Annotated in this window: 11 protein-coding genes; 5 read left to right on the top strand and 6 right to left on the bottom strand. The window is 69.0% G+C overall.

The genetic code is table 11. The features are described from left to right. Positions 1-180: 180 nt before the first annotated feature. A complete protein-coding gene (locus VH112_02495) occupies positions 181-528 on the bottom strand; it encodes a metalloregulator ArsR/SmtB family transcription factor (GenBank protein ID HEX4539087.1) in 348 nt (115 codons plus the stop codon). 75 nt (positions 529-603) lie between these two features. On the opposite strand from VH112_02495, the gene VH112_02490 reads away from it, so the two are divergent. The 3 genes from VH112_02490 to VH112_02480 are packed head-to-tail and all read left to right on the top strand — an operon-like array spanning position 604 to position 3,293. Beyond that, the gene (locus VH112_02490; protein ID HEX4539086.1) at positions 604-1,065 is read left to right on the top strand and encodes an ArsI/CadI family heavy metal resistance metalloenzyme; all 462 of its coding nucleotides are present in this window, start codon (positions 604-606) and stop codon (positions 1,063-1,065) included. Positions 1,066-1,067: 2 nt separating this feature from the next. Then, positions 1,068-1,862 carry an MIP/aquaporin family protein gene (locus tag VH112_02485; GenBank protein ID HEX4539085.1) on the top strand — a complete coding sequence of 265 codons (795 nt, stop codon included), beginning with the start codon at positions 1,068-1,070 and terminating at the stop codon, positions 1,860-1,862. 15 nt (positions 1,863-1,877) lie between these two features. Beyond that, positions 1,878-3,293 (top strand): FAD-dependent oxidoreductase, encoded by a 1,416-nt coding sequence (locus VH112_02480; protein HEX4539084.1) that lies wholly within the window; start codon positions 1,878-1,880, stop codon positions 3,291-3,293. A gap of 139 nt (positions 3,294-3,432) precedes the next feature. Here VH112_02480 and VH112_02475 read toward each other — a convergent pair whose 3' ends face one another. Beyond that, positions 3,433-4,140 carry a response regulator transcription factor gene (locus VH112_02475; GenBank protein ID HEX4539083.1) on the bottom strand — a complete coding sequence of 236 codons (708 nt, stop codon included), beginning with the start codon at positions 4,138-4,140 and terminating at the stop codon, positions 3,433-3,435. 459 nt (positions 4,141-4,599) lie between these two features. Between VH112_02475 and VH112_02470 the strand changes: the two genes are divergently transcribed. Further along, on the top strand, positions 4,600-5,655 hold the full coding sequence (locus tag VH112_02470) for a DUF3048 domain-containing protein (GenBank protein HEX4539082.1): 1,056 nt from the start codon (positions 4,600-4,602) through the stop codon (positions 5,653-5,655). Between the two features lie 47 nt (positions 5,656-5,702). On the opposite strand, the gene VH112_02465 is transcribed toward VH112_02470, so the two are convergent. Then, the gene (locus VH112_02465) at positions 5,703-6,473 is read right to left on the bottom strand and encodes a hypothetical protein (GenBank protein ID HEX4539081.1); all 771 of its coding nucleotides are present in this window, start codon (positions 6,471-6,473) and stop codon (positions 5,703-5,705) included. Positions 6,474-6,850: 377 nt separating this feature from the next. Here VH112_02465 and VH112_02460 point away from each other — a divergent pair, with 377 nt between their 5' ends. Continuing rightward, positions 6,851-7,720, top strand: coding sequence for a DUF4436 family protein (locus VH112_02460; protein HEX4539080.1), 870 nt, complete (start codon positions 6,851-6,853; stop codon positions 7,718-7,720). Here the strand turns inward: VH112_02460 and VH112_02455 are convergent. From VH112_02455 to VH112_02445, 3 genes are read right to left on the bottom strand one after another with little or no spacing between them, the layout of a single operon-like run. Next, positions 7,686-8,306, bottom strand: a complete 621-nt coding sequence (locus VH112_02455) for a histidine phosphatase family protein (protein ID HEX4539079.1) — start codon at positions 8,304-8,306, stop codon at positions 7,686-7,688. The genes VH112_02460 and VH112_02455 overlap by 35 nt on opposite strands. Before the next feature lie 18 nt (positions 8,307-8,324). Beyond that, positions 8,325-9,038, bottom strand: a complete 714-nt coding sequence (locus VH112_02450) for a C4-type zinc ribbon domain-containing protein (protein HEX4539078.1) — start codon at positions 9,036-9,038, stop codon at positions 8,325-8,327. A gap of 4 nt (positions 9,039-9,042) precedes the next feature. Continuing rightward, positions 9,043-11,199: a transglycosylase domain-containing protein gene (locus VH112_02445; protein HEX4539077.1), complete on the bottom strand. Its 2,157-nt coding sequence runs from the start codon at positions 11,197-11,199 to the stop codon at positions 9,043-9,045. Positions 11,200-11,343: the final 144 nt, after the last annotated feature.

The raw sequence follows: 11,343 nt of genomic DNA, 5'->3' as shown, positions 1-11,343 counted from the left end.
GCCCGGAGCGAGGCGGCGGACAGAACCCCGCCTACAGGCCGGCTCACCGTCCACAAAACCTTCTAGCTGGGCTTGTGGCTCGAGGAAACCCTCAGGCCGCGTGCAGGCCGCGGGAGCAGCGCTCACCAGCCGGATAACGCGTGGCTACGGCGCTTCAGGCTGGCTGGTCACCACGGTCGACTAGGAACCGAGTGCCCGCCGAAGCGCGGCCAGGCGGTCGGGAAGGACCTTCCACCATGTCCATCGCCCTCGCTTCTCTCCGACGATGAGGCCCGCTTCGGCCAGAATCCTGGTGTGATGTGACACGGTCGGCTGGCTTCTATCCAGCGGGCCCTCCAGATCGCAGGAGCAGACCTCACCCTCGGCAGCGACAAGGGACAGCAGGCGCAGTCGAACGGGGTCGCCGAGAGCCGCGAGCACCCGAGCCAGCTCGACCGCCTCGGGTTCGGTGAGCGGCGCCTCGACGACCGACGCGCAGCACAGATCGTCCTCGATCGTCGTTCGCTTGGCCGCCTGCTTCGTCGCCACTTCTCCTCCTATTGACAGCCGTCGATCAATCGGCGATGCTTCTGATCGACGGACTTCAATCTAGCAGGAGGCGTGATGTCCCGGGTCCAGCTAGCACTCAACGTGTCGGACCTCGACGCCGCGGTCGAGTTCTACTCCAAGCTCTTCGCCACGGAGCCGGCCAAGGTCCGGCCCGGCTACGCCAACTTCGCCGTGGCCGAGCCCCCACTCAAGCTCATCCTCATCGAGGGATCGGGCCAGCCGGGCTCGCTCAACCACCTCGGCGTCGAAGTGGAGGACGCCGCCGCCGTCAGCTCTGCGCAGGCCCGCATGAGCCAACAGGACCTGGCGACCGCCACCGAGGAGGGCGTCGCCTGCTGCTACGCCGTGCAGGACAAGGTGTGGGTCGACGACCCGGACGGGTCCCCCTGGGAGATCTACACCGTGCTTGACGACGCCGAGATGCCGGCGGGCGAGCTGCGAAGCGCCGAGCCCTCTGGGGCGGCCTGCTGCGCCACCAGGCCCGATCTGGCCAGCCCAGCACCGACCTCCGGCTGACCTTGTCACCACAGCTCTCGCGTCGGGTCCTGGCCGAGTTCCTCGGCACCGGGTTCCTGGTCGCTGCTGTCGTCGGCTCAGGGATCGCTGCGGGGCGGCTGTCGCCCCACGATGCCGGGCTAGAGCTTTTCGAGAACGCGGCGGCGACGGCTGCGGCATTGATCGCCATCATCCTGGCCGTGGGTCCCGTCTCGGGAGCCCACCTGAACCCGGTCGTCACGCTCGCCGACCGCTTCTTCGGCGGCTTGTCCAACCGGGACGCCGCCGGCTACATCGGCGCCCAGTTCGTCGGTGGAGCCGCCGGGGCAGTGGTGGCCAACCTCATGTTCTCGCTTCCCGCCTTCGAGCTGTCGACCAAGGTGCGCAGCGGTCATGGGGTGTGGCTGGGCGAGGTCGTAGCCACCTTTGGGCTGCTGGTGGTGATCTTCGGGGTGGTTCGCTCGGGTCGGGCTTCTGTCGCCCCCTTCGCCGTCGGCGCCTACATCGGGGGCGCCTACTTCTTCACCTCGTCCACCAGCTTCGCCAACCCGGCAGTCACGGCAGCCCGGGTGCTGTCCAACACCTTCGCCGGCATCGCCCCGTCATCTGCTCCTGCGTTTATCGCCTTCGAGGTGGTCGGCGCGGCCATTGCGGTGGTGGTGATCCGAATCCTCTATCCCTCGGTGGCAGAGGTCGCTCGCGACCTCATCGTTCCCCACCGAGACAGCAGTGAAGCGGACGTGTCCGTCGATGGCCGGAAGCCGCAGCGTGACCAGTCGTCGGGCGCGACTCGCCATCGGCCCCCCATGTCAGAGTGAAGAACGGAGCCTCTCATGCACCTCGTCGCCATCGGCGGTAGCGACGCCGGCATCAGTGCCGCCCTCCGGGCCCGAGAGCTGGATCCCGGCTGGGACGTGACCGTGGTGGTGGCTGACCGCTATCCCAACTTCTCCATCTGCGGCATCCCTTATTACGTCTCGGGCGATGTGACGCATTGGACCAACCTCGCTCACCGCAGCGTGGACGATCTCCTGGCCACGGGGATGGCTCTCCGTCTGGACACGACGGTGCGCCGCATCGACGTTGGGGAGCGGCGGCTGGCCGTCACCGGCGCCGACGGCGCCGAACAGCTCCTCTCCTACGACAAGCTGGTGGTTGGTACCGGCGCGTTGCCCGTCCGTCCACCAATCGAGGGGCTGGCTGGACGCGACGCCCTCGGTGTCGACGACGGTGTCCACGTGCTGCATTCCATGGGCGACACCTTCGCCCTCACCAACGGGATCGAGGCCGCTGCCCCGGCCAGTGCCGTCATCGTGGGGGGCGGCTATATCGGCCTGGAGATGGCCGAGGCTCTCACCGCCCGAGGGCTGTCGGTGATCCAGATGGAGCAGCTCCCTGAGGTGCTCCCCACCGTCGATCCGGAGCTCGGGGGCTTGGTGCGCGCCCAACTGGCCGACAACGGAGTCGAGGTCGTCACCGGCGCCGCGGTGAAGCGCATCGCTCGGGCGCCCGCCGGCTCGAGCGGTCGGCTCCTGGTCGAGGCCGCCAGCGAGGACGGTGCCGCCATCACGCGGTCGGTCGATCTGGTGCTCGTCGTCGTCGGGGTGCGCCCGGACTCCGAGCTAGCCGCTGTGGCGGGAGCGAAGCTGGGCATCAGAGGGGCCATCAAGGTCGACACCCGGATGCGCACCAACCTCCCGGACGTCTTTGCCGGAGGCGATTGCGTCGTCACCCATCACCGCCTTCTGGGCGAGTCCTATGTGCCGCTAGGAACGACGGCCCACAAGCAGGGCCGGGTGGCAGGCGAGAACGCCCTGGGCGGCGACCGCAGCTTCGCCGGAAGCCTCGGGACTCAGGTCGTGAAGGTCTTCGACATGGCCGTGGCCAGGACAGGGGTTCGCGACCACGAGGCCCTAGCCGGTGGCTACGAGCCGATGACGGTCGGTGCCGAGGCCGACGACCATAAGGCGTACTACCCCGGCAGCCACCGCATCGCCATGCGCCTCACCGGCGATCGCCGGGACGGTCGCCTTCTGGGAGCACAGCTGTTCGGTCACCGCCACGCCGAGGTGGCCAAGCGCATCGACATCTTCGCCACGGCCATCTTCAACGGCATGAGCGTCGACGGCCTGACCGATGTCGACCTCTCCTACACCCCGCCCCTGGGCAGCCCCTGGGACGCCGTCCAGGCGGGAGCCCAGTCCTGGGTCAGAGTCGCGCAACGTTCAGTCGTCGGGGCGAGACCGTGACCGCGCAGGGCGCCTTTTGTTGCCGCTGCTCGACACTAGCGAGCGCGCGAGTCACGCAGAAGGGCGTATGGACAGCATGGCCTAAGGAGGCGCCTGAAAGGTTTCTCGCCACCCAGCTCGAGCACTGGTGCGTCGGGCGTTAGTTGAGCATGCCCTGACGCAGCGCGGTGGCGACCGCCTGGGCCCGGTCGCTCACGCCCATCTTGCGGTAGATCGACCGCAGGTGGGTCTTCACCGTCTCGCTCCCGACAACGAGGCTTTCGGAGATCTGCCGGTTGCTCTGTCCGTCGGCAAGATGGGTCAACACGGTGCTCTCGCGATGCGACAGACCGATGTCACTCCCCGGCCAACCCCTACCGTCTCCGAGGCGCGCCGCCCGCACGGCGACCTTGGCGGCCATGGCGGGGTCCAGGACGACCTCACCCTCTCGCGCCCGCACCAGGTAGTCGGCCAGCTGGGGACCACTCAGCGACTTCAGCAGATACCCGGAGATACCGTGGCGGAGTGCCTCGAACAGACGGCGCTCGTCGGCGTCATCAGTGAAGATCACCACGCGAGACGGACGACACTCCTCCACCATCTTGGCTGCGGATGCGAGCCCATCCGTGCCGCGGCCTTCGGTATTGGAGAGCACGATGTCGGCGTCGAACCGCGTTCTCGCCAACGGCGCGTCCTCGGGGGTGGGTACACAACCGACAACTTCAACCCGCTCGACGTCGGGGTCCAGCATGCTCCGCAGGCCCTCCAAGATGAGCTCCTCAGCACTGACCAACAGCACTCGTACAGGCCGGTCGTTGCCGGTGCTGTCCGGGGGCTCGCGCCCTCCGCGGGCAGGCGACCTTTCCATACCAGTGATGTCAGAAGCAACGGACAGACACATGGCGACCCCTTGGCTAGGGCACAAAGGGCGACCACAGGTCCGATCTTCAGATTGGGCTAGAGCGCGTCCTCCATGCGGACAAACCCAGTGTACCGAGGCGGGAACAATCTGGCCGTGCTCGTGATCGGCCCATAACCCCGGTCACCAGCCGCTCCACAGCCCGCCTGTCGGGTCACAGCCGGCCGGTTACCAGTGGCCGGCTACCGGTGGGTAGCCCTCGCGGCGCCCCTCACTCCCATAGGTGAGCCACGTACCCGGAGCTCTATCCTGGGCCCGGCAAAAGGTGCGCCGTTTCGCAACGTCGAATATGAACCAACGACGATCGGTCCCAAGCCAAACAACAGTGTCGCACGCTCCGGGGATTCGCCCGAGCACGAGCGGCTGGCGCCGGTTCGTTGTCTCGAGATCGCCACCTAGACCACGCCGTTGAGACAGCTCATCCGCACCAGACAGCGGCCGATCATGGTCGCAACTGCCGTCCTCGCCGTCTCCCTGTCGTTGCTCGCCAGCTGCGCCAGCACGACCGTGCACAAGGCGATTCAAAGGACGACGGCGCCACCCCCGACGACCGCGCCACCGCCCCCACTGCCGATTGCGCCGCTCACCGGCTTGCTCGTCAGCGCCGTCAACAACCGTCCCGCGCTGTCCGTCAAGGTCGACAACTCCCCACCCGCCCTTCCCCAGTGGGGACTCGACCGCGCCGATCTGGTCACAGACGAGCTCGTCGAGGGCGGCCTGACCCGGCTCATGGCCACCTACCAGTCGCAGGACTCGGCCCTGGTGGGTCCCATCCGCTCCGCCCGTCCTGTTGATGCCGCGCTCCTTCGGGAGCTCGGCGGCGGCATCTTCGCCTACTCCGGGGCCGCAGACGGCGAGATCGCCCCCGTGAAGGCGGATTCCACGGCGACTCTCGTGGCAGCTGACGCCAATGGGTCTGCGTTCCAGCAGATCCCCGGCCGGCGGGCGCCGTACTCGACCTCGTCCACCACGGCCCAGCTCTACGCGGCGGGGACCCAGGCCGGCGCGGCGGCGGTGCCCCCCCGGCCGCTTTTCACCTACAACACGACCCTCCCGGTGGCGCCCCCCGCCGCCCACGCCACGCTACCGATGTCACCGCAGTCGAGTGCCGGCTGGGATTGGGACCCAGCTTCGCGGGCGTACCTCCGAAGCCAGAACGGTGCCCCAGATGTGCAGGCCGACGGCACCCGCGTCTCTACCGTCAATGTCGTGGTGCTGTCGGTCGGCATCGGGCCGACAGGGATCTTCGACGCCGCTGGGAACGAGGATCCCCTCGTGATCGCCACCGGCTCCGGACCGTGCTGGATCCTCCGCGACGGCAAGGTCATCGCCGGCACCTGGCAGCGGCCGTCGATCACCGACACCGTCCACCTCGTGGACCCGTCAGGAGCGGCGATCCCGCTGGAGCCGGGCAAGACCTGGATGGAGCTGCTCCCCCGCCCTGGCGCACCCGGTCTCTCCTGATCGCCCGCCGGTGGCGCCGGCACGACCGGACACGGCCGGCGGGTCGCTCACGGACCGGTGGTCAGGGACGTCAGCGAGGCGGGAGTCCCGGCCACGTCGGCCCGCAGCGTCGCACCGAGATCGGGGGCGCCGGAAAACAAGCCGCTGAGAAAGTCGGCGGTCGCGCGGTCGAGCACCGACGTCCAGGGACTCGGGCCGGCGATCGGCGAGAGATGGTCGGCACCGTGAAAGACGAGGAGCCACCCGGGCACGCGAACCTGGTCCGTGAGTCGCAGACCGTTCTGGATTGGAACGATGCGGTCCTGATCCCCTAGCGCGATGAGCAATGGCGCGGAGCCGCGGACCTTCGCCGTCGGGGGCTGGACGTCCAACGGGTTGGGGGCGTCGGCCACGACCGCGCCAACCCGGGGGTCTCGATCGTTCGAGCCGTAGCCGACAAGGAGTGCGGTCTCCGCGCCGTCCGAGTGGCCGGCGACAGCGATCCTCGCCGGATCGACGAGACCGCTGAGCGGCGTGTTCGGGGACTGCGTCGCAGCGAGCATTTGCGTGATCACGAAGCGCACGTCGGCAGGCTGATTGGCGATGTCCGCCTCGTCCAGCTCCGCGCCCGCCACGGCCTGGTCGGTGAGCGGGAACATCGGGGCGGCGACGACGAAGCCACGCTCGGCCAATGCGTTGCAGGCCCGTCGATACGGATCCAACCCGACCTGGAAGCCGTGGGCGAAGACGACCAGCGGGTGTGGTCCCGAGAGATCGTTGGGGTACCAGACCTGGGTCGTCAGCGCTCGGGCCGGCGACACGATCTTGCCGTGGCTCACCGTGGGACGAGAGCGATCCACGAGGTGGAGAACCAACGTCCCGGCCCCGGTCGGGGCGACCGCTGCGGTCACTGGCGGCGCGGTGGCTTCGGGTCTGCTCGTCGCCGGTGTGCTGCTCCGCGGAGCTGTGCTCGAGACGGACCTGCGGACGTCCGATCGTGCCGCGGAGCAACCCGCTGCCGTCGCCGACGCGAGCAGTAGCGCCATGACCAAACCCCGGATCGGGCCCTTGCGCACGGTCAACCTCCCGAAGATCGCGCTGAGCTCGGCTCGATCGCGATCCCATCCCGCCATGGTCGATCGCCTCCAGGCTACGCACGATGAGCACTCACCCGGCGGTCACGAGGGTGTACGGTCCGCATGGACAAAGGGGGGAGATGCGGTCCAAGGTGGTCTTGCTCGTCGTGGCGGCCGTGTTCGTGGGCGTCGGCCTCGTTGTCTTCTTCGCCATCCCGCGCGCCGGCAACCAGCCCGAGACGACACCTCTCGCGCCGGAGACGTCCGGCGCCGTCGACGTGATCCTCACCGTGGACTCGATCGACGCCGCCTCGGGCTCGATGCGAATGCGGCTCCTGGCTGCCCCCGGCGAGCACCTGCCGCCCGATGGCGCCCTGCTCCTGACGTCGGTGGGCCAGATACCCTCGATCGGCGTCGCCCCGAACCGCCTCAACCAGGAGCAAGGTGCGACGGTCCTGTTCCAGCAGGGCGACGTGGTCGACTATCCGTTCGAGACCTACAAGGCCACCATCCAGCTCCTCGCCCTCCAGGGCACTGATCCCAACGTGGCCCAGAACACCACCCGACCCAGGCTGGCGATCGCCGGCGTCTTCGCCACCAATGCCGCCGGGTTCTCCATCACCCCGCAGAGCCACATCGGGAAGGACGACGTAGCCAGCGTCAACTTCGTGATCCGGCGCACCCTCGGCACACGAGGGTGGGTCCTGGCCATGATGGCCATCTACTGGGCGCTCGCCCTCGGTGCTGCCGCGGTGACAGCGCTTGTCATCACGCGCCGGCGAATGTGGGAGACCCGCCTGCTGGCCTGGCTCGGCGCTGTGGTGTTCGCCCTGGTGTCCTTCCGCACCGCCGCGCCGGGCAGCCCCCCGGTCGGCACATTCTTCGACTACACCAGCGTGTTCGAAGCGGTCGGCATTGTCGCCATCTCGCTCGTCGTGCTCATCGTCTTCTACATCACCCAGTCGCCGGAGATGCTCAACCTGGCTCCGCCTCGGAACGATCGCCGTTGACCTTGTCCAGCGACACGAGGTGGTGCGTCTCGTTGTAGCTCCGAAGCGACGGTCCGTTGGGCCCGATCGCCACCCGGGAGATCGCGGCCACGTCGAGGAACATGCGCCAGGCGACCGTGTCACCGACCGCGAGTGCCCAAGCGATGGCAGCCTTGATGGGCGACACGTGACTGACCACGGCGACGTCGCCCTCGCTCTCCTGGTGGGCAAGATGCTCGCACGCGTCCCGCACCCTCACACCGAGCGCTGCCAACGACTCGCCCCCTGGCGGCGAGAACGAGGCGTCATGTCGCCACCGCTGCCACGTGTCGCCGGGCACCTCGCCGAACGGCCGCCCCTCGAAGGCGCCGTAGTCGAGCTCGGTCCAGCGGTCGTCGACGTCTAGGGGCACCCGGGCCCCGAAGGCCGCCGCCGTCTCGCGAGCGCGTCGTAACGGACTGGTCACCACCCGCGTCACCTCGCCGACCATCCGTGCCGACGCTGCGGCCTGGCGCCGACCCAGATCTGTGAGCGGCGGGTCGGCCCGGCCGAGCAGCAGGCCTGCGGCGTTGGCCGCAGTCTGACCGTGGCGGATCAACACGATCATGTTCGGTGCGCCAGCTGCTCAGCGGACGAGGATGCGCCCACACTGCTCACAGGTGATGACTGCCTCCGGGGGCGCGCGGCGGATGTGATCGAGCTCCACGGCGGGCAGGGCGAGGTGGCAACCGCCGCACGAGCCGTGCTCCAGACGCGCTGCTCCGATGCCTCCCAGCCGGACCCTCAGGCGCTCGTAGCGTTGGGTGAGCTCCTGGGGCAGCTTGGCCGCCAGCGCCGTGCGGGCCTCCGTCTCTGCTGCCACCTCGGCGTCGATCTCGGCCTCGGCCTCGCGGATCACCCCCAGCAGCCGCTCGGCGTCGGTCTCGGCCGCCACGCGCTCGTTGGCGAGCCGGGCCAGCTGGGCGTCGATGGGCTCGCCTGCCGCCATGGCCTCGAAGGCCATCTCCTCGAGCTCCCGCCGACGGCGGTTGAGCGACTCCACCTCCTCCGACATGGCCATCAGCTCTCTCGACGCCGACACCTCGCCCGAGTACATCCGACCCTCCACCTCGTGGATGCGTCGGGCCACGGCGGCGATGTCGGACTCGAGGCGCCCCTGGCGCTCGGACAGGGCACGCCGGTCAGCCTCGGCCCGAGCGCTGCGGTCGCCCAGGTCGGCCAGATGACTCTCGACCGCCGCCAGCTCGGCTCGGGCCGGAAGCGTGGCCCGTCGGTGCGCCAGCTGGTCGAGTGTGGTGTCCCGCTCCTGAACCTCCAGAAGGATGTCGAGGGGAGCCACCGCGTCAGGGACTCGTCGTCGTGGTGGTCGTGCTCGTCGTGGTCGGGGGTGGTTGGGTCGTCGGGGGCTGGGTTGGCGGCGGTGGAGGCGGTGCGGCCGTCGTCGGCGGACTCGTGGAGGGCGGCCGGGTCGTCGGCGTGGCCGGAGGAAGCAGTCCCGGCGGGAGCGGCAGCCCCGGCGGCGGCGGAGGCGGCGGAGGCAGCGGGCTCGTGATGGCGCCCGGGGAGTCCTGGGCGATCAGGAAGCGCCCGGAGCCGATCTGGCTCGGGTCGGGAGCCGTGAAGCTCTCCACCGGCTGGCCCGAGAGGGTGCTGGACATGAAGTCGTGAAAGATGCGCGCCGGATAGGTACCGCCGAACACATCGACGCCCCCGACCCCGTACATGGGCACCAAGCCCGCGGGCGAACCCATCCACACCGCCGTCACGAGCTGGGGGGTGTAGCCCACGAACCAGGCGTTGGTCAGGCTGTCGGTCGTACCCGTCTTGCCGGCCACCGGCCGGTCCGACAGCGCCGCCGCCGTACCGGTTCCCCGCTGGACCACGCCCTGCAACGCCTGGGTGACCACCCTGGTCGCCTGGGCCGAGACGACCCGGTCACCCTTGTCCGCCCCGGAGAAGTCGACGTTGTTCGACGAGTCGGTCACCTTCTCGATGAAGCTCGGCGTGTGGTGCACGCCATCGGCGGCGAGGGTGGAGTAGGCCGAGGCCATCTCGAGAGGGGTGACCTCGTAGGTGCCGATGCTGAGGGAAGGGCTGGCCGCCAGCCGGACCTTGGCCGGGATGCCCATGCGGTGGGCCATGTCGACAACCTTGGGCAGGCCCACGTCCACGCCCAGGCGGATGAAGGCGCAGTTGACCGAGTTGGCCGTGGCGTCCCAGAGGTTCATCACCCCACCCCCGGGCTCGGCGTTGTTGGCCACGTACGGGCCGGAGCCGGGGTACTGGATGGTGCAGGGCGAGGTGCCGTCGATGCTGTCGTTGGGGCTGTAGCCGTTTTCGAAGGCGGCCATGAGAACGAAGGGTTTGAACGAGGAGCCGGGTTGGCGTCCCGAGCCGCCGCGGCCCGTGGCCACGTCATAGCCATGGTTGGAGGCGGGGTTGCCCGAGACGAGCGCCCGCACGTAACCGGTGGCCGGATCCATCGACACCACGGCCGAAGTGAACTTCCCGCCCGTGTCCGGCAGCCGGGCCGCCACCGCCGCTTCGGCGTTGCGCTGCATCGTGGGATCCAGCGTCGTGGTGATGTTCAGGCCACCCTTGTTGAGGCTGTTCAGGCGCTCCGAGGGGCTCGAGCCGAGGAAGTCGAAGCGATGGTCGGTCACGTCCAACAGGGAGGCCTTGACCTCGGCCACGAAGGGGCTGTCCTGCTGGTTGGCGGGCTGATTGACCGTCGAGGGCACCGGTGTCGTCTTGTACTGATCGGCCTGGGCGCTTGTGAGGTGCCCGTTGGCCACCATTCCTTCGAGGATCTGGTTGCGACGTTGGGTCGCCGCCACCGGGTGACGGAGCGGGTCGTAGCCGACGGGATTGCGGATGACGCCGGCTAGCAGCGCCGCTTGGCCCGAGTCGAGCGCGCTCACATCACGTCCGAAGTAGGTCTGGGCCGCGGCCTGGACTCCGTAGGCGCCGTTGCCGAGGTACACCGTGTTGAGGTAGCGCTCGAGGATCTGGTCCTTGGACATCTGCTGCTCGAGGCGGTAGGCGAGCACCGCCTCGCGCAGCTTGCGGTTGACGCTCCGCTCCGAGTTGAGCACGGCGTTCTTCACCAGCTGCTGGGTGATCGTGGAGCCGCCCTGCAGGCCCCCGCCGTTGACGTCGCTCGTGAAGGCCCGGAGGATGGAGCGGAAGTCGAGGGCGCCGTGTCGGTAGAAGGAGGCGTCCTCGGCGTCCAGCACCGCGTTGACGACCGTCGGGGGAACCTGGGCCAGCTTGACCGGGTTCCGGTAGTCCGCGTCCTGAAGCACCGCCAGCAGGTCGCCGTTGGTGTCGTAGACCTTCGACGGCACGTTGAGGGGCCTGAGCTGGAGTGGCTCGGCCACGGCGGCGTTGTGGGTGGCTCCGACGGACAGTCGGACAACCGGCACGAGCAACAACGTCCCCAGCGCCAGCGCGGTCCCAGCGGCCACGAAGGTGATCACGAAGTGTCGCAGTTTGTCCATTGACGGGTTCACGGTAACTGAGAGGACCGCCTCTCCAGCATCGGGCACTCCAGCATCGGGCGCTCCAGCATCGGGCCCCTCAGTGTGACCCAGGAGCATGCCACGCGCTCGGAGCGCTCGACCAGGCGACCGGGGACCCGGACT

The organism is Acidimicrobiales bacterium (genome assembly GCA_036270875.1).
Lineage (GTDB): Bacteria > Actinomycetota > Acidimicrobiia > Acidimicrobiales > AC-9 > AC-9.
Note: the sequence above shows the minus strand (reverse complement) of the source record. Positions and strands in the feature narration are given on the sequence as shown.

Bases quoted from the DNA above. Each gene is read 5' to 3' on its own strand.
- VH112_02460 (HEX4539080.1), top strand. From the start codon at position 6,851: ATGCGGTCCAAGGTGGTCTTGCTCGTCGTGGCGGCCGTGTTCGTGGGC.
- VH112_02455 (HEX4539079.1), bottom strand. From the start codon at position 8,306: ATGATCGTGTTGATCCGCCACGGTCAGACTGCGGCCAACGCCGCAGGC.
- VH112_02480 (HEX4539084.1), top strand. From the start codon at position 1,878: ATGCACCTCGTCGCCATCGGCGGTAGCGACGCCGGCATCAGTGCCGCC.
- VH112_02475 (HEX4539083.1), bottom strand. From the start codon at position 4,140: ATGGAAAGGTCGCCTGCCCGCGGAGGGCGCGAGCCCCCGGACAGCACC.
- VH112_02490 (HEX4539086.1), top strand. From the start codon at position 604: ATGTCCCGGGTCCAGCTAGCACTCAACGTGTCGGACCTCGACGCCGCG.
- VH112_02445 (HEX4539077.1), bottom strand. From the start codon at position 11,199: ATGGACAAACTGCGACACTTCGTGATCACCTTCGTGGCCGCTGGGACC.